The organism is Bacillus sp. UNC438CL73TsuS30, assembly GCF_000482325.1.
In the GTDB taxonomy this organism is placed as follows: domain Bacteria; phylum Bacillota; class Bacilli; order Bacillales; family Cytobacillaceae; genus Neobacillus.
Genome location: NZ_KI535296.1, coordinates 309,385 through 330,741 on the forward strand (window position 1 = coordinate 309,385; position 21,357 = coordinate 330,741).

22 protein-coding genes are annotated in these 21,357 nt (G+C 42.2%); all 22 read left to right on the forward strand.

Annotation, left to right across the window (positions count from 1 at the left end):
• Nucleotides 1–4 precede the first annotated feature (4 nt).
• The 22 genes from uvrA (at nt 5) to M028_RS0123135 (ending at nt 21,330) form a co-directional block, all read left to right on the forward strand.
• Nucleotides 5–2,881, forward strand: a complete 2,877-nt coding sequence (gene uvrA, locus M028_RS0123030) for an excinuclease ABC subunit UvrA (RefSeq protein WP_026575941.1) — start codon at nt 5–7, stop codon at nt 2,879–2,881.
• Between the two features lie 141 nt (nt 2,882–3,022).
• Entirely contained in the window at nt 3,023–4,153 is a 1,131-nt protein-coding gene (locus M028_RS0123035) for a DUF4097 family beta strand repeat-containing protein (RefSeq protein ID WP_026575942.1), read from the forward strand.
• 53 nt (nt 4,154–4,206) lie between these two features.
• Nucleotides 4,207–4,566, forward strand: a complete 360-nt coding sequence (locus M028_RS0123040) for a phage holin family protein (protein ID WP_026575943.1) — start codon at nt 4,207–4,209, stop codon at nt 4,564–4,566.
• Nucleotides 4,567–4,879: 313 nt separating this feature from the next.
• Nucleotides 4,880–5,815 carry an HPr(Ser) kinase/phosphatase gene (hprK, locus tag M028_RS0123045; protein WP_026575944.1) on the forward strand — a complete coding sequence of 312 codons (936 nt, stop codon included), beginning with the start codon at nt 4,880–4,882 and terminating at the stop codon, nt 5,813–5,815.
• Nucleotides 5,816–5,836: 21 nt separating this feature from the next.
• Nucleotides 5,837–6,658, forward strand: a complete 822-nt coding sequence (gene lgt, locus M028_RS0123050) for a prolipoprotein diacylglyceryl transferase (protein ID WP_026575945.1) — start codon at nt 5,837–5,839, stop codon at nt 6,656–6,658.
• A 19-nt stretch (nt 6,659–6,677) separates the two neighbouring features.
• Complete coding sequence (gene ppaX / locus M028_RS0123055; protein ID WP_026575946.1) at nt 6,678–7,322, forward strand: pyrophosphatase PpaX; 645 nt, start codon at nt 6,678–6,680, stop codon at nt 7,320–7,322.
• Between the two features lie 5 nt (nt 7,323–7,327).
• Nucleotides 7,328–7,861, forward strand: a complete 534-nt coding sequence (locus tag M028_RS0123060) for an acyltransferase (RefSeq protein ID WP_026575947.1) — start codon at nt 7,328–7,330, stop codon at nt 7,859–7,861.
• 166 nt (nt 7,862–8,027) lie between these two features.
• A complete protein-coding gene (locus M028_RS0123065) occupies nt 8,028–9,212 on the forward strand; it encodes an ATP phosphoribosyltransferase regulatory subunit (protein ID WP_026575948.1) in 1,185 nt (394 codons plus the stop codon).
• Nucleotides 9,205–9,846 (forward strand): ATP phosphoribosyltransferase, encoded by a 642-nt coding sequence (hisG, locus tag M028_RS0123070; protein WP_026575949.1) that lies wholly within the window; start codon nt 9,205–9,207, stop codon nt 9,844–9,846. The genes M028_RS0123065 and hisG overlap by 8 nt, the downstream gene beginning before the upstream one ends.
• Nucleotides 9,846–11,114: a histidinol dehydrogenase gene (hisD, locus tag M028_RS0123075; RefSeq protein WP_026575950.1), complete on the forward strand. Its 1,269-nt coding sequence runs from the start codon at nt 9,846–9,848 to the stop codon at nt 11,112–11,114. The genes hisG and hisD overlap by 1 nt, the downstream gene beginning before the upstream one ends.
• A 178-nt stretch (nt 11,115–11,292) precedes the next feature.
• Complete coding sequence (hisB, locus tag M028_RS0123080; RefSeq protein ID WP_026575951.1) at nt 11,293–11,880, forward strand: imidazoleglycerol-phosphate dehydratase HisB; 588 nt, start codon at nt 11,293–11,295, stop codon at nt 11,878–11,880.
• Nucleotides 11,881–11,914: 34 nt separating this feature from the next.
• Entirely contained in the window at nt 11,915–12,541 is a 627-nt protein-coding gene (hisH, locus tag M028_RS0123085; protein ID WP_026575952.1) for an imidazole glycerol phosphate synthase subunit HisH, read from the forward strand.
• On the forward strand, nt 12,538–13,275 hold the full coding sequence (gene hisA / locus M028_RS0123090; RefSeq protein ID WP_026575953.1) for a 1-(5-phosphoribosyl)-5-[(5-phosphoribosylamino)methylideneamino]imidazole-4-carboxamide isomerase: 738 nt from the start codon (nt 12,538–12,540) through the stop codon (nt 13,273–13,275). Before hisH ends, hisA begins: the two co-directional genes overlap by 4 nt.
• Nucleotides 13,266–14,027, forward strand: coding sequence for an imidazole glycerol phosphate synthase subunit HisF (gene hisF, locus M028_RS0123095; RefSeq protein WP_026575954.1), 762 nt, complete (start codon nt 13,266–13,268; stop codon nt 14,025–14,027). Before hisA ends, hisF begins: the two co-directional genes overlap by 10 nt.
• Complete coding sequence (gene hisIE, locus M028_RS0123100) at nt 14,024–14,641, forward strand: bifunctional phosphoribosyl-AMP cyclohydrolase/phosphoribosyl-ATP diphosphatase HisIE (protein ID WP_026575955.1); 618 nt, start codon at nt 14,024–14,026, stop codon at nt 14,639–14,641. The genes hisF and hisIE overlap by 4 nt, the downstream gene beginning before the upstream one ends.
• A gap of 161 nt (nt 14,642–14,802) precedes the next feature.
• Nucleotides 14,803–16,296 (forward strand): tetratricopeptide repeat protein, encoded by a 1,494-nt coding sequence (locus M028_RS0123105; protein WP_026575956.1) that lies wholly within the window; start codon nt 14,803–14,805, stop codon nt 16,294–16,296.
• Nucleotides 16,297–16,414: 118 nt separating this feature from the next.
• Nucleotides 16,415–17,365: a thioredoxin-disulfide reductase gene (gene trxB / locus M028_RS0123110; RefSeq protein ID WP_026575957.1), complete on the forward strand. Its 951-nt coding sequence runs from the start codon at nt 16,415–16,417 to the stop codon at nt 17,363–17,365.
• A gap of 337 nt (nt 17,366–17,702) precedes the next feature.
• The gene (locus M028_RS0123115; protein ID WP_026575958.1) at nt 17,703–18,161 is read left to right on the forward strand and encodes an NUDIX hydrolase; all 459 of its coding nucleotides are present in this window, start codon (nt 17,703–17,705) and stop codon (nt 18,159–18,161) included.
• A gap of 19 nt (nt 18,162–18,180) precedes the next feature.
• Nucleotides 18,181–19,074, forward strand: coding sequence for an RNase adapter RapZ (rapZ, locus tag M028_RS0123120; RefSeq protein ID WP_026575959.1), 894 nt, complete (start codon nt 18,181–18,183; stop codon nt 19,072–19,074).
• Nucleotides 19,071–20,057, forward strand: a complete 987-nt coding sequence (locus tag M028_RS0123125; protein WP_026575960.1) for a gluconeogenesis factor YvcK family protein — start codon at nt 19,071–19,073, stop codon at nt 20,055–20,057. Before rapZ ends, M028_RS0123125 begins: the two co-directional genes overlap by 4 nt.
• 32 nt (nt 20,058–20,089) lie before the next feature.
• Nucleotides 20,090–21,043, forward strand: coding sequence for a DNA-binding protein WhiA (gene whiA / locus M028_RS0123130; RefSeq protein WP_026575961.1), 954 nt, complete (start codon nt 20,090–20,092; stop codon nt 21,041–21,043).
• Nucleotides 21,044–21,066: 23 nt separating this feature from the next.
• Nucleotides 21,067–21,330, forward strand: coding sequence for an HPr family phosphocarrier protein (locus tag M028_RS0123135; RefSeq protein ID WP_026575962.1), 264 nt, complete (start codon nt 21,067–21,069; stop codon nt 21,328–21,330).
• Nucleotides 21,331–21,357: the final 27 nt, after the last annotated feature.

Sequence of the window (21,357 nt, forward strand, 5' to 3'; positions counted from 1 at the left end):
TATCATGGCAATGGAAAAACTTATTGTAAAAGGAGCAAGGGCTCACAATCTTAAAAATATAGATGTTACAATTCCGAGAGATAAACTAGTGGTCTTAACGGGGCTTTCCGGGTCAGGAAAGTCCTCACTTGCCTTTGATACGATTTATGCAGAAGGTCAGCGCCGCTATGTTGAATCCCTTTCCGCCTATGCAAGGCAATTCCTTGGACAGATGGATAAGCCGGATGTCGATGCGATTGAGGGATTATCCCCGGCAATCTCGATTGATCAAAAAACCACAAGTCGAAATCCACGGTCAACAGTAGGAACGGTAACCGAGATTTATGATTATTTACGACTGCTGTTTGCTAGAGTTGGTCATCCCACTTGTCCGATTCACGGAATTGAGATTTCGTCACAAACGATCGAGCAAATGGTGGACCGAATTCTTGAATATCCGGAACGCACAAAAATGCAAATTCTAGCCCCCATTGTATCTGGCCGTAAGGGAGCACATGTAAAGGTGTTCGAGGATATTAAAAAGCAAGGCTTTGTTCGTGTCCGGGTCGATGGCGAAATGCTCGATCTCAGTGATGAAATTGAGCTGGAAAAAAATAAAAAGCATTCCATCGAAGTAGTTGTGGACCGGATTGTCGTTAAAGAAGGCGTTTCTTCAAGGGTAGCTGACTCCCTTGAAACGGCCTTAGGACTAGGCGCTGGAAAAGTAATTGTCGACGTTATTGGAGAGGAAGAACTATTATTTAGTGAAAACCACGCCTGTCCGCACTGTGGTTTTTCCATTGGGGAATTAGAGCCGCGAATGTTTTCTTTTAATAGCCCATTCGGTGCGTGCCCTCAGTGTGACGGGCTCGGCTCGAAGCTTGAGGTCGATGTTGACCTTGTGATTCCAAACAAGGACTTAACGCTTAAACAGCATGCAATTGCCCCGTGGGAACCGACCAGTTCGCAATACTATCCACAACTGCTTGAGGCAGTCTGTGATCATTATGGTATCGACATGAATATTCCGGTTATAGATATTCCAAAACACCAAATGGATAAAATTTTATATGGATCTGAACGTGAAAAAATTTATTTTCACTATGAAAATGATTTCGGACAAATCCGTGAAGGACATATTGAATTTGAAGGCGTACTCCGGAACGTTGAGCGCCGTTATAAAGAAACAAGTTCCGATTATATTCGTGAACAGATGGAAAAATACATGGGGCAGCAGCCCTGCCCGGCTTGTAAGGGGTATCGGTTAAAACCAGAAAGTCTCGCTGTCTTAATCTCCGGCAAGCATATTGCCCAGATTACCGATCTTTCGATAGAAGAAACGCATCAATTTTTCTCCGAATTGCATCTTTCAGATAAAGAGATGCAAATTGCAAAGTTAATATTTCGTGAGATTAGCGAGCGGTTAGGCTTTTTAATCAATGTTGGACTAGATTATTTAACATTGAGCCGAACGGCGGGAACGCTTTCCGGTGGTGAGGCCCAGCGGATTCGCTTAGCCACCCAGATTGGATCACGGTTAACCGGGGTTTTATATATTCTCGATGAGCCTTCCATTGGACTGCACCAACGGGATAATGACCGTTTAATTGGAACCTTGCAAAACATGCGCGATATCGGAAATACTCTGATTGTAGTCGAACATGATGAGGATACCATGCTTGCAGCGGATTATTTAATTGATATTGGACCGGGTGCTGGGATACACGGAGGAGAAGTGGTTTCAGCCGGAACACCTGAAGAGGTGATGGCTGACCCTAATTCTCTTACCGGACAGTATTTAGCTGGCAAGAAATTTATCCCACTGCCGCTTGAACGTCGAAAATCAGACGGCCGTTTTCTTGAAATTAAAGGGGCGTCGGAAAACAATTTAAAAAATGTCAATCTAAAGATTCCTCTTGGAATGTTTATCGCGGTTACCGGTGTCTCCGGGTCGGGAAAAAGTACGCTGATTAATGAAATTCTCCATAAATCCTTGGCACAGAAGCTTAACCGTGCCAAAACGAAGCCGGGTGAACATAAGAGCATTAAGGGGATTGACTACTTAGAAAAGGTCATTGATATTGACCAATCGCCAATCGGCAGAACACCGCGTTCAAACCCAGCGACGTACACAGGTGTATTTGATGATGTTCGCGATGTTTTTGCGACAACGAATGAGGCGAAGGTCCGCGGCTATAAAAAAGGCCGTTTCAGCTTTAATGTTAAAGGCGGCCGCTGTGAGGCCTGCCGTGGTGACGGGATTATCAAAATTGAAATGCACTTTTTGCCTGATGTGTATGTCCCTTGTGAAGTGTGCCACGGGAAACGCTATAACCGCGAAACACTTGAAGTTAAGTACAAAGGAAAGAACATTGCCGATATATTAGATATGACGGTGGAAGCATCCGTTCAATTTTTCGAGAACATTCCAAAAATCAGCCGCAAGCTGCAAACGATTTTGGATGTAGGTCTTGGCTACATCAAATTAGGGCAGCCGGCAACAACTTTATCTGGCGGGGAAGCGCAACGGGTGAAGCTGGCTTCTGAGCTGCACCGACGTTCAACAGGAAAGTCCTTCTACATTTTGGATGAGCCGACAACCGGATTGCATGTGGATGATATTTCTAGGTTACTTGTTGTGCTTCAGCGTTTAGTAGAGAATGGCGATACCGTTCTCGTCATCGAGCATAATCTTGATGTGATCAAAGCAGCGGATTATTTAATTGATCTAGGTCCGGAGGGCGGCGACAAGGGCGGTACCATTGTAGCGACCGGTACACCGGAAAAGGTCGCAGAGGTCCCTGAGTCCTATACAGGAAAATATTTAAAACCAATCCTTGAACGTGACCGCCTGCGGATGAAAAAGCAAATTGATGAAAAAGAAATGATTGCAAAAAGCTAAGGCCAGGTGCCCTAGCTTTTTTGCATGGGAAAAACTGAAACTTTAATTCCACTCAATTCGTATTAATAAGGTAGTACAGAAGGCGTAAAATTCCCAGGAACGGAATAAGATGAATAGAATAAATGATTCGGGGTGAAAAACATGAAAGAGGAAAGAAAACGGATCTTACAAATGGTTGAAGAGGGAAAATTGAAGGTTGACGAGGCACTATCCTTGCTTGAGGAGCTAGAAAAGGCACAGCAGACCATGGAGCAAAAGCAGGAGCAAATCGTTCGTGAGCTTTCCACTGCCGTCAAATTTGAGGAAGCGAATAAGGAAAATCAAGAAAATGAAGGTGGAAACAGATTCCAATCTACAAAAGAAAAAATATTTGATTTTGTTGATTCCGCTTTGAAAAAAATTAAAGACTTTGATCTTGATTTAAACTTCGGACAATCCGTAGAAATCTCCCATATTTTTCATCATGGCGACGTTTATTTAAAGGATATGGATTTAGATGTGGCCAACGGCTCATTAAAAATTGCTGCATGGGATCAGAAGGATGTTCGGATTGAATGTCAGGCAAAGGTATATCGGGTTGATACACCTGAGCAGGCAAGACAAAACTTCTTAAAGGATGTCCTTTTTGCCATTGAGGGGGAAAAGCTGCGCTTTACGACCCAGCAAAAATGGATGAAGGTCGATGCGGTTGTGTATATCCCGCAGGCACAGTATGAACGAATTCGTGTGAGAATGTTTAATGGACCGATTTCAGGTGAAGAATTAAATGTAACCGATTTTCGCGTCAAAACCGCTAATGGTAAAATTGACCTAGCAAGGGTAACTGGAAAGCGGGCGGAAATCGAAACAGCCAATGGTCATATAAAGCTTCAAAATAGTATTATTGATGATATTGAGGCTGAGACCATTAATGGGGCAATTAAGCTGGATGGGAATTTTAGAAAGATGGCGACGCAGACATTCAATGGCAATGTAACATACAGTCTGAATGGCAATCGCTGTGAGTTAATCTCAGCAAAGGCAACCACAGGCAGTATTGATCTTTATGTTCCTGAGGGTATTCCAGTTAATGGGGAATTAAAGACCAATCTCGGCGGCTTTAATATGAAGCTGGAGGGGGTCCAAATTCTCGAGGAAAAAAGCGAAATGATACAAAAATTACTGCGTTTCGAATCGATTAATCATCCTGACCGACAGTTAAAGGTATTTGCCGATACAAAAACGGGTTCTATTACCATTCATAAATCAGACGGAGTTATTCCATTTAAATAGGTGGGAGTTTACATGAAAGAAACAATATTACCAAATGAGCAGGATGCAAGAAAATGAGATGGCTGATAGGAGTCCTAATTAATGCTTTTTTATTTATGGCGCTTGCCGGATATTTTCGCGAAAGTATCCAACTGGCAGGTTTTACAGCTGCCCTTCAAGCAAGTTTTCTGCTCTCCATACTAAATATTCTGGTACGCCCACTGTTAATCCTGTTAACCCTGCCGGCAACCATTTTAACACTTGGCTTATTTTTGTTTGTGATTAATGCGCTTACCCTTGAGATTACTGATGCCATTATGGGACCGGCCTTTGAAATATCCGGCTTTGGAATGGCTCTGTTTGCTGCCATTATCATGGCAATTGTTAACCTGATTATTCAAAAGACGATTTTGGAACCTTCTAAAAAACAATAAAATGAAAAATAACGCGGGAGTGAATCCTGCGCTATTTTTTTGCAGTAAAATCAATAAAAACGTCAGTTCTTCGGCATAATCTTGTTCGGAAAATGGACATGGTTGTGTGGGAATTTAATAGAGTTGCATCTGTTTGTTGTCTCTTTCTCCTAGGTGTCATTTCAGAGAAATTGTCTAAATTATTTGGTTCTTGTTTAAAAAATGCTAAAATAAGAGGAAACTTATTTTAATTAATACCACTAGCATCAGCACTTATAACCAACTCATCAGCATCAATAGAAGTTTGCGCTTTTCTAAAAAAGGAGGAACCTACTTGGTAAAGGTACGCACGAAGGAAATTTTAGAAAAATTTCATCTACAACTTATGAGTGGTGAAGAAGGAATTAACCGCCCGATTACCACAAGTGATATTTCCCGCCCTGGAATTGAAATGGCTGGATACTTTGAGTTTTATCCTGCAGAGCGAATCCAACTGTTGGGAAAAACAGAGCTTTCCTTTTTTGAGGAACTCACACCAAGTGAACGGATGTCCCGAATGGAACAGCTATGCACCGATATTACTCCGGCAATCATTGTCACACGTGGATTAGAGGTTCCTCAAGAACTGATTGAAGCGTCCGAACGCGAATCTGTTCCTGTCCTCCGCAGTGGCATGAAAACCACTCGATTCTCCAGCCGGTTAACCAATTTTTTAGAAAGTAAACTTGCGCCAACGACCGCTGTTCACGGTGTATTAGTCGATATTTACGGTGTCGGGGTGTTAATTACTGGTAAAAGCGGCGTTGGTAAAAGTGAAACTGCTTTGGAATTGGTGAAACGCGGGCACCGCTTAGTGGCAGATGATTGTGTTGAAATCCGCCAAGAGGATCAAGATACCCTTGTTGGAACTTCTCCAGAATTAATCGAGCATTTATTAGAAATCCGCGGGCTCGGAATCATCAATGTTATGACGCTATTTGGTGCGGGAGCTGTGCGCAGTAACAAAAAGATTTCGCTCGTCATTAGTCTGGAAAATTGGGATTCTCAAAAGCAGTATGACCGTCTTGGTTTAGATGAAGAAAAAATGAAAATTATTGATACAGATGTCACCAAACTGACCATTCCTGTTCGCCCAGGACGAAACATCGCTGTAATTATCGAAGTTGCTGCGATGAACTTCAGGCTTAAACGGATGGGTGTCAATGCCGCCCAGCAATTTACTGAGCGTCTCTCCGAGGTCATTGAAGAAGGGGAACATGAAGACATTTAAGGGAAATAAGGAGACTAGAACATGAAAGAAAATATTCAGCCGCTTAATCCCATTGCTTTTACACTTGGACCCATTCAAGTGCATTGGTATGGAATTATTATTGGTTCAGGCTTGGCGCTTGCGTTGTTCCTTGCTATCAGGGAAGGGAATCGCCGCGGCCTGCCAAAGGATACCTTTGCAGACTTAATGCTCTGGGCGATCCCGATTGCGATTATTTCAGCGCGGATTTATTATGTTATTTTTGAATGGAAGTACTACGCACAGCATCCAAGTGAAATTCCAGCTATATGGAATGGCGGGATTGCTATCCATGGAGCCCTCATCGGTTCCGTTATTACCACCTATGTTTTTGCGAAAAAGCGGGGAATTTCCTTCTGGAAAATTACCGACATCGCTGCTCCAAGCCTCATTCTCGGCCAAGCTATCGGCCGCTGGGGGAATTTTATGAACCAGGAAGCTCATGGCAGGGAAGTCACGAGAAGCTTCCTAGAAAATTTACATTTACCAGACTTCATTATCAATCAAATGTATATTAATGGAACTTATTATCATCCGACATTTTTATATGAATCTGTCTGGGATTTTATTGGCTTTATCTTATTAATGCTGCTTCGCCGTGTTAATCTGCGCCGTGGGGAGTTATTCCTCTCTTACGTTATTTGGTACTCCATCGGCCGTTACTTCATTGAGGGGATGAGAACCGACAGCCTCATGCTGACTAGCTCCCTTAGAATGGCACAAATGATTTCCATTGTCCTGGTCATAGGTGCGTTGGCAATCCTGCTGATTCGACGAAAAAAGCATCTGTCAGAAGAACGTTATTTAGATCAATCCATATCATAAGGCGGTGTGAGAAGCAACCATGAAGAACAACATTACCACCCTTCTATTTGATTTAGACGGGACATTAATCGATACGAATGAATTAATCATTGCGACTTATTTACACACACTTGAAAAATATTATCCAAACAAATATAAGCGAGAAGACGTCCTCCCGTTCATGGGTCCTACCCTTCATGAGGCATTTTCAACCGTTGACCCCGATCGTGTTGAGGAAATGATATTAGAATATCGGACCTATAATCTTGCCAACCATGATTTACTCGTGAAAGAATTTCCTAATGTGCTGGAAACCATCGGTACCTTGAAGGAAAAAGGCTATAAGCTTGGCGTTGTCACAACCAAGCGTCACGATACGAGTTTAAAGGGTCTGCGCTTAATGAAGCTCGAGGAATATTTTGATGTCGTTGTTGCGATGGATCATGTGATAAAAGTGAAGCCAGACCCGGAGCCAATTCTTAAAGCGTTGGAGCAATTAAATTCCCAACCTGAGGAAACCATTATGGTCGGTGATAATTTCCATGATATTTTGGCTGGGAAAAATGCCGGAACAAAAACAGCAGGAGTGGCCTGGACTATTAAAGGCCGAGACTATCTTGCCAAATATGAACCAGATTATATGCTAGAGAACATGGCAGACTTATTAACCATTCTCGGAGAGTGAGAAGGATGAGAAATACAACCCGCTATCCGGTTGAAGGGGCGAATTCCCTATGGCATGTTTATAAGACGGTGCCATTTTGGAAGGTGGTTAAAAATTTTATTGTCATTCAGCTGGCCCGTTACACCCCGTTTCTCGGGATGAAAAACTGGCTGTACCGCACCTTCCTTCGGGTAAAGGTGGGGGAGCAAACCTCCTTTGCGTTAATGGTGATGCTCGACGTCATGTTTCCGGAAAAGATTAGCGTTGGCCGCAATACGGTGATTGGCTACAATACCACCATCCTGGCCCATGAATATTTAATCAAAGAATATCGGCTTGGGCCGATTGACATTGGCAGTGAAGTCATGATTGGCGCGAATTCGACGATTCTCCCCGGAGTTACAATAGGAGATGGGGCGATTGTTTCAGCCGGGACCCTTGTACATAAGGACGTACCGCCAGGGAGCTTTGTTGGCGGCAATCCAATGAGGGTAATCTACACAAGAGAAGAACTGGAAAAGCGCTGGGCAGATGATCCGATTTATCAAAAAAATGAATAAGATTTTAGGAAAGAGCCCGGTTTTAGACTAGGCTCTTTCCTATTGTACAGACTATTCAATGAGATTTTTTCATTGACGAACTGCAACCCTAGCGTTAAACTACTAATAACTTTACTTTACTACCATATTAGCAGACTAAAGGATTTCCATAAAAAGGATGAGCATAATGAGTCGTTTGTTTATGTTTGAGAAACCATTGGGTATGAGAGATACACTTCCAGAGTTATTTGAAAAAAAACATCATGTTCAATCTTTATTAGCTGAAACGATTAAGCTTTGGGGCTATCAATTTATCGAAACCCCTACTCTTGAATACTATGAAACGGTCGGAGCGGCTTCAGCGATTCCGGACCGTCAACTTTTTAAATTACTTGATAAAGATGGCCATACGCTTGTATTAAGGCCGGAGATGACCGCCCCGATTGCACGTGTTGCAGCCTCTAAGCTATTGCAGGACGACCTGCCATTAAGGTTAGCCTATACGGCAAATGTTTATCGGGCTCAGCGCCGTGAAGGCGGGAGGCCAGCAGAATTTGAACAAATTGGCGTGGAGTTTATAAATGATGAGACCGTCTCGTGTGACGGTGAAGTGATATCACTTTTAGTCTCCTCTTTAAAGCAAGCCGGTTTGGATAAATTTCAAGTATCAATTGGCCATACGTCTTTTACCGAGGAATTATTTTTACAAATATTAGGTACAGAGGAACGGGCAGATTCACTAAGGAGATTTTTATTTGAAAAAAATTATGTCGGGTATCGTGAGCATATTCAAGCACTCTCATTGTCCTCAATTGATAAACAAAGGCTTCTGCAATTCCTAGAATTACGCGGCGGGGCAGAAGTGATCGGCATGGCACTTGATTTAATTGAAAATGAACAAGGCAAGCAAGCGATCCTCCAACTCAAAGAATTATGGGATGTCCTCAGTGATTATGGAGTGCAGGATCAGGTGAGATTCGATTTGACCCTTGTCAGCCATATGAGTTACTACTCAGGAGTTTTCTTTGAAGCCTATGCAGGCAATGTTGGTTTTCCGATCGGTAATGGCGGCCGGTATAGTTTAATTGAGAAGTTTGGTAAAAAAGCAAGTGCGACCGGATTTGCACTTCAGCTTGACCGGGTATTAGAAGCTATGGGCGAATTTGAAACCCAAAATGACCTGCAGTGTATTTTCTTCAGCCAGGAACGGCGGAAAGAGGGCTTTCTGTTAGCTCAAAAAATGCAGGAACAAGGGGAGCGGGTCGTGCTTCAGGATATTTCCGGTGTGAAAAATCTAGATGCTTTTTCAAAGAAATTTTCTAACACCATCTATTTAATTGGGAAAGCAGGAAAGGAGCCTGCAGATGAGTGATTTACTGACAATTGCGATGCCAAAAGGACGGATTTTTGAAGAGGCGGTTGTATTACTTCGCCAGGCAGGCTACAAGCTGCCGCCGGAATTTGAAGATTCCCGTAAGCTAATCATCGATATTGAGGAAGAAGGTCTTCGGTTTATTTTATCCAAGCCAATGGATGTCCCTACTTATGTTGAACATGGGGTTGCTGATGTCGGTATTGCCGGGAAGGATGTTATGCTTGAGGAAGACCGAGACGTTTATGAGCTTCTCGATTTGAAAATCAGCAGCTGTTATTTGGCAGTGGCGGGTCTGCCAAACACGAAAATGAACGATGTGGCTCCAAAAGTAGCCACCAAATATCCGAAAGTGGCGGCTGCCTATTTCCGCGAGCAGGGGGAACAAGTGGAAATTATCCGTTTAAATGGATCGATTGAACTTGCCCCGATTATTGGTTTATCCGATCGGATTGTTGATATCGTTTCTTCCGGCCGGACATTAAAAGAAAACGGTCTTGTGGAATATGAACGAATTGTCGATGTGACTTCACGGGTCATCGTCAATCCTGTTAGTTATCGAATTAAGGATGTAAAAATAAATGAACTCGTATCGAGGCTTAATGAAGTGGTTTCAGCGGAGGTGGATTTATAATGAAAATTCAAAAAGTGGATGATTTGGTTTCCATTAAACGTTCGATTGAAACCGGTACGTCGGAACAGCTGTCGATTGTAAAAAATATTCTCTCCGATATCCGCACCCGCGGCGATGAAGCGTTACGGGAGTATACAGAAAAATTTGACCGTGTACAATTAGCTTCTTTTTCCGTAACGGAAGAGGAAATCGCGGAAGCCTACAGGACGGTGGATGAGGACTTTGTTGAAATTGTTCGGGAAGCAGGGGAAAACATCCGCTCCTTCCATGAAAAACAGCTGCGTCCTTCCTGGATGACAACAGAAGAAAATGGAACAATCTTGGGACAAAAAATCACACCGCTTGATTCCGTCGGTGTTTATGTACCGGGAGGAACCGCCGCATACCCTTCATCAGTGCTGATGAATGTAATTCCAGCTAAAGTCGCAGGGGTTAAACGGATTGTCATGGTATCGCCGCCCGACAAGGAAGGGAAGCTGCCTGCTGCCGTTTTAGTAGCCGCAAAGGAAGCGGGCGTGAAGGAAATCTTTAAGGTCGGCGGGGCACAGGCAATTGCTGCACTTGCCTATGGAACAGCTTCAATTACAGCCGTTGATAAAATTACCGGACCGGGAAATATATTCGTAGCTCTTGCAAAACGTGAGGTTTTTGGAGATGTCGATATTGATATGATTGCCGGACCTAGTGAGATTGCAGTTCTTGCGGATGAAACAGCTAGGGCCGAAGAGATTGCAGCCGATTTATTATCACAGGCAGAGCATGATCCACGTGCCTGCAGTGTTTTGGTTACACCATCACAACGATTGGCAGACGAGGTTTCTTTGGAGGTTGAAAAGCAGCTGGCTTTGCTGCCTCGAAAAGAAATTGCAGCGCGTTCCATTGCAGATTATGGTGTCATTTATGTGGCCGCAAATCTAGATCAGGCAGTGGAGACAATCAATGTCCTTGCGCCGGAACATTTAGAAATTATCACGGAAAATGCAATGGAGCTTCTTGGGAAAATCCGTCATGCAGGGGCGATTTTTATCGGACGATACAGTTCAGAGCCTGTTGGCGATTATTTTGCCGGTCCGAATCATGTTTTACCGACAAATGGAACGGCACGGTTTTCTAGCCCATTAAATGTGGATGATTTTCAAAAGAAATCCAGTGTCATTGTATACAGTGAAAAAGCGTTAAGGGATAACGGTGCGAAAATCGCAGCGTTTGCTCGCATGGAAGGGCTAGAAGCACATGCAAGGGCAGTAGAAATGAGACTGAAAAACTAACTTTGGGACAAATTTTGTGGATTCGCAAATAAAAATAGCAATTTCGCAAATAAACTGAGGCAATTCGCAAATAAAAGCTGTAAATCCGCAAATAAGTTCCTTAAATCCGCAAATAAAAGCGGATTCCGACTATATCATAGAAACTAAACTAGAAAAAAACAACGTAGGAGGCCCCTTCATGGAAAGAGTGGCAGGAATTGAACGGAAAACAAATGAAACACAAATTAAACTTTCTTTAGCAATCGATGGTGAAGGACATTCAGAACTTGAAACAGGGGTGCCATTCCTTACACATATGCTGGACCTATTTACAAAACATGGGCAATTTAATCTTATGGTGGATGCGAAGGGCGATATCGAAGTCGATGATCACCATACCACAGAAGACATCGGAATATGCCTCGGACAGGCACTTCGGGAAGCACTTGGTGATAAGCGGGGAATCAAGCGCTATGGAAATGCATTTGTCCCAATGGACGAAGCATTGGCGCAAGTCGTGGTCGATCTCAGCAATCGCCCGCATCTTGAAATGCGTGCGGAGTTCCCAGGTCAAAAGGTTGGGACTTTCGATACCGAACTTGTCCATGAGTTTTTATGGAAGCTGGCACTAGAGGCGCGAATGAACCTTCATGTTATTGTACATTACGGAAAAAATACGCACCATATGATCGAAGCTGTTTTTAAAGCATTGGGCAGGGCGCTTGATGAAGCGACGACGGTTGACCCACGTATCAAAGGGGTTCCATCGACAAAAGGGATGTTGTAGTAACAATAAAACCACAACGAAGGGAGTGTTATCGATGATTGGCATTGTTGACTACGGAATGGGCAATCTTTTTAGTGTCAGTAAGGCGCTTGAGCGTTTAGACGCAGATTATTTTATTTCCGCCCAAAAAAGTGAATTGCTTACAGCGGATGCGTTAATTCTTCCGGGCGTAGGTGCTTTCCGAGATGCAATGGAGCTCTTGCCAGCAGAAACGATTAAGGAATTTGCTGCAACAGGTAAACCGCTGCTTGGGATTTGCCTTGGCATGCAGTTGCTCTTTGAGGAAAGTGAAGAAAATGGGCCAACAAAAGGGTTAGGGCTTTTACCTGGAAAGGTGCGCAGGTTTTCAGGAGAAACTCCAGAAGGAGAAACATACAAAGTTCCTCACATGGGCTGGAATCGCCTCGAATTTGTAAAGGCTTCCCCTCTATTAAAAAATCTTGAAGAAGATTACGTTTATTTTGTTCACTCCTATTATGTGGATGCATCCGGCTCCGAAGTATTACTGGCGAAGGCAAACTATCATGAGGAAGTATCCGCCGTTGTTGGCAGGGACAATATTTATGGAATGCAGTTTCATCCGGAAAAAAGCAGTAAGCTTGGCATGGCACTTTTAAATAATTTTTTACAATTGGTTGATAAAAAGGAGGCTGTACGATGAGTATTACAATTTATCCTGCGATTGATATGCGGGGCGGAAAATGCGTACGCCTTCTGCAGGGAGATTACGATAAAGAAACGATTTATGGGGATTCCCCTTTTGCGATGGCACAGCAATTTGCGGCAGATGGGGCAGAATGGATCCACATGGTAGATCTTGATGGGGCCAAGGATGGAAAACGGGTTAATGATCGTTTTGTCATTGAGGCGGCAAAACAGTTGTCCGTGAACATTCAAATCGGCGGCGGTATTCGCTCTGAAGAAGATATCGCCCACTACCTTGAAAATGGGGTAAATCGGGTGATTATTGGGAGCATTGCTGTTTCTAATCCTGATTTTGCAATTGAAATGATTAAAAAATACCGAGAGCAAATTGTAATCGGCATTGATGCCAAGGATGGCTTTGTGGCAACACACGGCTGGCTTGATACATCAAAGGTAAAGGCGGTTGATTTAGGAAAACGGTTTGCTGAAGCAGGTGCCGAGACGTTCATTTTTACAGATATCGCCACAGATGGAACGCTTGCTGGACCAAATATTGCCGCGGTTTGCGAACTGGCAAAAGTGACGGGCAAAAATGTGATTGCTTCCGGAGGCGTGAGCAGTTTAGCTGATCTCAGTGCCTTAAAATCGGTTTCCTATCAGGGCGTAGGCGGTGCCATTGTTGGAAAGGCCCTCTATGAAAAACGGTTTACTTTAAAGGAAGCCCTTGATGAGGTGAGAGTATGGCCTTAACAAAACGAATTATTCCTTGTTTGGATGTAAAAGAAGGCCGGGTTGTAAAAGGAATCCAGTTCGTCGAGCTTCGCGATGCCGGTGATCCTGTGGAACTGGCGAGATTTTATGATGAACAAGGTGCTGATGAACTTGTATTTCTTGATATTTCTGCATCGGTAGAAGGCAGAAAAACGATGGTTGAGGTTGTAAAAGCAGTTGCCTCGGAACTTGCAATCCCTTTTACGGTTGGTGGGGGAATCAATGCTTTAGAGGATATGAAACGAATTCTTCGGGCCGGGGCAGACAAGGTATCATTAAATACAGCTGCCGTTTTAAATCCCAAGCTGATTGAAGAAGGCGCTAATTTTTTCGGATCTCAGTGTATCGTTGTTGCCATTGATGCAAAATTTGATAAAGAGATCGGGACGTGGCGTGTTTATACACATGGCGGCCGCACACCAACAGATAAAAAAGTAGTAGAATGGGCACAGGAAGCAGCTGCCCTTGGTGCTGGGGAAATCTTATTAACGAGTATGGACAGCGATGGCGAGAAAAATGGCTTCGACCTTAAACTGACAAAAGCAGTGGGCGATGCAGTATCCATTCCGGTGATTGCTTCAGGCGGCGCGGGAAATGCAGCCCATTTTGAAGATGCATTTCAAACAGCAAAAGCGGATGCGGCACTTGCGGCATCAATTTTTCACTATAAAGAAACGTCTGTACATGAAGTGAAGAGCTACTTAAGGGAAAAGGGAGTGACGGTACGATGAAGGTGAAATTTGATGAAAAGGGACTTGTTCCTGCGATTATCCAAGATGCAGGTACTAAAGAAGTATTAACTCTTGCTTATATGAATGAAGAATCGCTCAAGAAAACATTGGAAACAGGAGAAACATGGTTTTACAGCCGCTCGCGCCAGGAGCTTTGGCATAAGGGGGAAACGAGCGGGAATACACAGTCTGTTGTGAGCATTAACTATGACTGTGATCAAGATGCGCTCTTAGTACTTGTTTATCCGAAAGGCCCTGCCTGCCATACCGGTGCGGTCAGTTGTTTTTCCGAAAGAGTATATGAAGGCGGATCAAGTTTAGGCGATTATCAAATCCTCCAAACACTTGAGAAAGTCATTTTAGACCGGCAGCGGGAACGTCCTGAAGGGGCATATACGACCTACCTTTTTGATAAAGGCGTCGATAAGATTTTGAAAAAAGTAGGGGAAGAAGCAGCAGAAGTCATCATTGCGGCAAAAAATCGAAGCCACGAAGAACTAAAGTGGGAAGCCTCGGACCTACTCTACCACCTTCAAGTTTTATTGGTTGAACAAGAACTTCCGTTTAAAGAAGTATTGAAAACATTAGAAGAAAGACACAAAGACCGGTCGTAAGTTGGCTGGTTTTTTCTTTTCGACAAAATTCGGGCGGTGCCTGTCACCGCCCGAATTTTGTCGAATTCCTACTGTCTTTGCTTTCCAGACTCTTCTCGTACAAGGGCCTATTATGTTATACTACATTAGTTATGTAAGTTTACTGAAAGATGGAGGACTTTATGGGAAAAGACTCGAAAGCAAGAATTCAAAAGGGAAAAATTCTCTCATTTGTCCCAACAGGGGAATATTACTTCAAGAAGGGATTAAAGGCCTACTATCGACGTGACTTTATCAAAGCAAAGAAATACCTAGGACGTGCTATGCAGCTTGAACCGGGTGAGCCGATTATTGTTTGCCAGTTGGCGATTGTATCGACAGAACTAGGTGAATTTGAAAATTCAAATCGACTTTTGCATCAGATTCTTGAAGAACTTGATGAACAAATGGTAGAATGCCATTATTTTTTAGCGAATAATTATGCCCATATGGGATTATTTAAAGATGCTTATCACCATGCAAAACTTTATATAGAGATTGAGCCCGACGGTGAATTTATTGAAGATACAGAAGACCTGCTCGAGTTACTTCTTTTTGAAGAAGAGGATCTTGAAGATGAGCTTTATCAGCAGGATGATCTTATTGTAAAACAAGAACAAGCCAGAGATTTACTAGAGTCAGGATATTTTCCAAAGGCAATCGAATTATTAAAAGACGTTGTCGAAGAATATCCAGAGTATTGGTCAGCCTATAATAATTTAGCTCTTGCCTATTTTTATTTAGGAAAAACGGAAAAAGCAGAATCGATTTTAGAGGATGTTTTGGTGAGAAATCCGGGGAATCTTCATGCCCTTTGCAACCGGCTGGTATTTGCCCATTATCAAGGGCAATATAAGAGCGCTGAAAGATTAATGGAATCCTTGAAAAAAATAAAACCGCTTCTTGTTGAACAACAGTTTAAATTAGGGGCAACGTTTGCCTTAGTAGGTGAATATGAACTTGCCTACTTTTGGCTTAAAAAGCTATATAAAAATGGCTTTGATGGAGACGGTCCATTCTACTATTGGCTCTCGAGTGCCGCTTACCAAATCGGTAATGAACCCTTTGCTCAAAATATTTGGAAAAAGGTTCTTGAAATCAATCCTGAAAAGGAAGGATTTGAGCCATGGAATACGGACAAAGTGCAGGGGAACGGATTTGAGGACCATCCAAGTTCCATTTTTCAAAAATTAGACAGTGACTATATTGAGGAACGATTATTTGCACTATTTCTTACAGCTTTATCAGATAAAGCGGAAGATATTTTTTCATCCAAACGATTTTTGGATAACCAAAAGCTGACGCCGATGGAACAAGAATACATGTCGTTTATCAAATCCGGTGCCCCATCGATTTCGGCTGATGCGCATGAAATTGCCGAACTTTTATACCAAAATCATCAACCAATTGGTCCGATTGAATCGGGATTATATTTAATCTGGTTTTCGACATTTGTAGAAATCTCGAAGTCGGATGTCAAATTGAAAAATAAGCAGGCCTGGGCTGGAGCAATTGAATATGTTTGGAACAAGCTTCGCAGCGAAAAAGTAACGCGTGAGGAAATTGCAGAACGGTATGGCCTTTCCACAGCGACTGTCGGAAAATATGTAAAATTGGTGAACAACTTTTTAAACTGAAACAAAGGATTTCCGCTCTTTTAACAAGCATATTTTTGGACTATAATCTATTTGTTTTATACGATTAGGGAAAGGGAATGATATAACCTAATCGTATTTTTTATAGGGAGTGAAAAAAGTGTCCGGAGAGAAAATTTATGATGTCATTATTGCGGGTGCCGGCCCAGCTGGTATGACCGCTGCAGTATATACTTCACGTGCTAGCCTTTCAACACTTATGATTGAGCGCGGAATGCCGGGCGGGCAGATGGCCAATACGGAAGATGTTGAAAATTACCCAGGATTTGAAAGTATTTTAGGCCCGGATTTATCCACCAAAATGTTTGAGCATGCTAAAAAGTTTGGTGCAGAATATGCCTATGGTGATATTAAAGAAATTGTGGACCATGGTGAATATAAAGTAGTGAATGCTGGATCAAAACAATATAAAGCCTATTCGGTCATTATTACGACTGGTGCTGAATATAAAAAGGTTGGCGCACCTGGAGAAAAGGAACTAGGCGGACGTGGTGTTTCTTATTGTGCAGTTTGTGATGGTGCTTTCTTTAAAAACAAAGAACTTGTTGTAATCGGCGGCGGTGACTCTGCTGTTGAAGAAGGTGTTTATTTAACAAGATTTGCATCAAAGGTAACGATTGTTCATCGCCGTGATCAGCTTCGCGCTCAAAAAATTCTTCAAGACCGAGCGTTTGCCAATGAGAAAGTGGACTTCATTTGGAATCACACCATCAAATCGATTAACGAAAAGGATGGCAAGGTTGGCAGTGTTACATTGGTTTCTACGGTAGATGGTGAGGAGCAGGAATATAAGGCGGATGGTGTATTTATTTATGTCGGAATGCTGCCATTATCGAAACCATTTACAAACCTTGGGATTACGAATGAAAATGGCTACATTGAAACAAACGAACAAATGGAAACAAAAGTGCCTGGAATTTTCGCTGCTGGAGATATTCGCGAAAAAACATTGCGCCAAATCGTAACTGCTACAGGTGACGGCAGTATTGCCGCACAAGCTGCTCAGCATTATGTCGAGGAGCTAAAGGAAGAATTAAAACAAAAACAATAAAGAAAATGGAAAAAAGTAACTCTGTTTTAATTCTTCTGTAACAGTAGTGAAATATTGATGGGGTAAGATAGAGATAGTAATTGACCCCCTTTAAAAATATACCTTTTTGCGCACAGGCTGAAGCCTGTGCTATTTTTTTGCTTTTTCTGAGGATTTAAATATAATAGGAATTTTTTAGATAATTATCAAATTTGTATTCATTGTGACTGGATATTAAAAATAGTATAATGAAATGAATCATTAACACGGAAATTTTTTTGAAGAAAAATTCATCGATAGAGGCTAGTTTTTAGTGCGTGGGGTTAGGCGGTTACGTTTGTGAAAGAAGGTGAAAAAAGTGCAGCGAGTCACCAATTGTGTTTTAATAAGGGATAATCAAATTTTGCTGCTGCAAAAGCCACGGCGTGGCTGGTGGGTGGCACCGGGTGGCAAAATGGAGCCGGGTGAGTCTGTCAGAGATTCCTGTATTCGTGAATACCGTGAAGAAACGGGAATCTACTTGAAAAACCCACAATTAAAAGGCGTTTTTACGATGATTATCAGAGAAAATGATTGTGTGGAATCTGAATGGATGATGTTTTCATTTTTGGCCAATGACTCAGATGGCATGGATGTCGAGGAGTCAGAAGAAGGAATTCTTCAATGGCATACATTGGATCAGATTAAGAATCTGCCAATGGCAGCGGGTGATTATCATATTATCGATTATATGATTCACGGAAAAGGAATCATTTACGGCACTTTCACGTATACAAAGGATTTTGAACTAATCAGTTATCGATTAGATCCAAGCTAATTTATAGGGGGAATTGAAAATGAGTACCGGGTCTACGGGCGATACTCAAATGGTCATCATTACAGGAATGTCTGGAGCAGGAAAAACAGTTGCCATTCAAAGCTTTGAAGATTTAGGGTTCTTCTGTGTGGATAATTTACCCCCGACATTATTACCAAAGTTTCTTGAACTAATGAAGGAATCAGGGAATAAAATGAATAAAGTGGCCTTAGTCATGGATTTGCGTGGGAGAGAGTTTTTTGATCATCTTTTTAAAGCTCTTGATGACCTAGCCGAAACCTCATGGGTTACACCAAGGATTTTATTTTTAGATTCAGATGATTCCACTTTAGTGCGCAGGTATAAAGAAACAAGACGGTCACACCCGCTTGCCCATGAAGGGCTTCCGTTAGAAGGAATTAAGCTGGAAAGAGAGCTATTAGAGGAATTAAAAGGCCGGGCCCAATTAATTTATAATACTTCAGAGATGAAACCGCGCGAATTGCGGGAAAAAATATTAACGGAATTTACTGCGAATAAAGAACATATCTTTACTGTTAATGTCATGTCATTTGGATTTAAGCATGGGCTTCCAATCGATGCTGACCTTGTATTTGATGTGCGTTTCTTGCCAAATCCACATTATATTGACCATATGCGCCCTAAAACAGGAATGGATGAGGAAGTCTCCAGTTATGTTTTAAAATGGAGTGAAACCCAAAAGTTTTTAGAAAAGGTTACGGACTTGCTTTCCTTTATGCTTCCTCATTATAAGCGCGAGGGAAAGGCACAATTGATTATTGCGATTGGTTGTACGGGCGGGCAGCACCGCTCGGTAGCACTTGCGGAATATATTGGGAAGTTTTTCGAGAAGGATTACAAGACTTGTATTTCGCACCGTGACATTGAAAGGAGAAAGGAAAAAACTACATGAGCAATTTCGGACAGCCAAGAATCGTCATCATTGGTGGAGGAACTGGATTGCCTGTTTTGTTGCGAGGGTTGAAGCAATATCCTGTTGACATCACTGCGATTGTTACCGTTGCGGATGACGGCGGAAGTTCAGGGAGATTGCGGGACGATTTGCATATTCCCCCGCCCGGAGATATTCGTAATGTGTTAGCGGCCATGTCGGATGTAGAGCCGCTTGTCGAGGAAATGTTTCAGCATCGTTTTAAAACCTCAAATGAGTTATCGGGACACTCACTTGGGAACCTCATCCTTGCTGCTATGACATCGATTACAGGCAACTTTGTGCATGCTATTCAAGAAATGAGTAAGGTTTTAAATGTTCGCGGCAAGGTATTACCCGCTGCCAATCAAAGCGTAGTTCTGCATGCTGAAATGGAAGATGGGACTGTCGTTTCAGGTGAATCGAAGATCCCGTATTCCGGTAAAAAAATAAAAAAGGTTTTTTTGACACCAGATGATATTCGTCCATTACCTGAATCCATTCAGGCGATACGCCAGGCTGATCTAATTATCATTGGCCCGGGAAGCCTTTTTACAAGCATTTTGCCAAACCTTCTTGTTCCAAAGCTTGGTGATGAAATATGCAAGGCACATGCAAAAAAGGTGTATATCTGTAATTTGATGACGCAAGCAGGGGAAACGCACGGTTTTACAGCAAGTGATCATGTAAAGGCGATTTACAATCACATGAAATGTGCGTTTATTAATACAGTGCTGGTCAATAATGAAGAAATTCCACCGGAAGTACAGCTCCGTTATAATGAAGAATTAGCGGACCCTGTTCTCTATGATTTTCCGCTTCTTTACGAGCTCGGTTTAGAAGTGGTTCATGCTGATATTGCCATTCAGGAAAACGGGGCATTAAGGCATGACCCGAAAAAAGTAGCAAACATCTTATACAATTTGCTTATAGATGAAACTAAAAAGCGTTATCATCGTAAATAATAGCAGGCAAGAAATTTGAGGGGGGTGAAGGGATGTCTTTCGCTTCGGAAACAAAAAAGGAATTAACCAACTTGGAAGTGAAAACGTGCTGTATTCAGGCAGAGCTTTCTGCTTTAATTCGAATGAACGGTTCCCTTTCCTTTTCAAACCGGAAGTTAGTTGTCGATATTCAAACGGAAAATGCGGCAATTGCAAGAAGAATTTACACATTGTTAAAAAAAAGCTATGATGTTCAAGTCGAGTTGCTCGTTCGAAAAAAAATGCGTTTGAAAAAAAATAATGTTTATATTGTCCGGTTAGCGGATCAAGCAAAAGAAATTCTAGAGGATACGAAAATCTTAGGTGAGGGCTTCACCTTTATACATGATATTTCAAACGATTTAATCAAAAAGAAATGCTGTAAGCGTTCTTATTTGCGCGGTGCATTTCTTGCGGGGGGATCCGTGAACAATCCGGAGACGTCTTCCTATCATTTGGAAATTTTTTCGCTTTATAAGGAACACAACGATTCTTTATGCGAATTAATGAATACATTTGGATTAAACAGTAAAACGCTTGAGCGGAAAAAAGGTTTTATTACGTACCTGAAGGAAGCAGAGAAAATTACCGAGTTTTTAAATATCATCGGTGCTCATAATGCCCTTTTACGTTTTGAAGATGTCCGAATTGTGAGGGATATGAGGAATTCAGTTAATCGTCTTGTCAATTGTGAAACAGCGAACTTAAACAAAACGATTGGTGCATCCATCCGCCAGGTAGAGAATATACGTTATATTGATCATACGGTTGGACTTCATATCTTACCGGAAAAGCTTAGGGAAATTGCGGAGCTCCGTATCAACTATACAGATGTTACACTTAAAGAGCTTGGTGAAATGGTTTCCGGAGGAACAATCAGCAAATCAGGAATTAATCATCGTTTAAGAAAAATTGATGAGATTGCAGAAAAACTGCGCCTTGGTGAAATAGCTGTAAAAAATAGATAATACTTTTGAGGAGGATACTAGAAATGTTAGAAAGACAAGTGGAGGTAAAATTGAAAACCGGTCTTCAGGCCCGTCCTGCAGCCCTATTCGTACAGGAGGCTAACCGTTTTTCGGCAGATGTTTTTCTTGAAAAGGATGGCAAGAAGGTGAATGCAAAAAGCATTATGGGGTTAATGAGTCTTGCTGTTGGTTCAGGAGTGGTCATTAATATTATTGCTGATGGTACTGATGAAGAAAATGCCATTACGACCTTAACTGATTTTGTCGAAAATGAACACCACCATTAAGTAAAAAAGGGTTTGGCTGGATAAAAG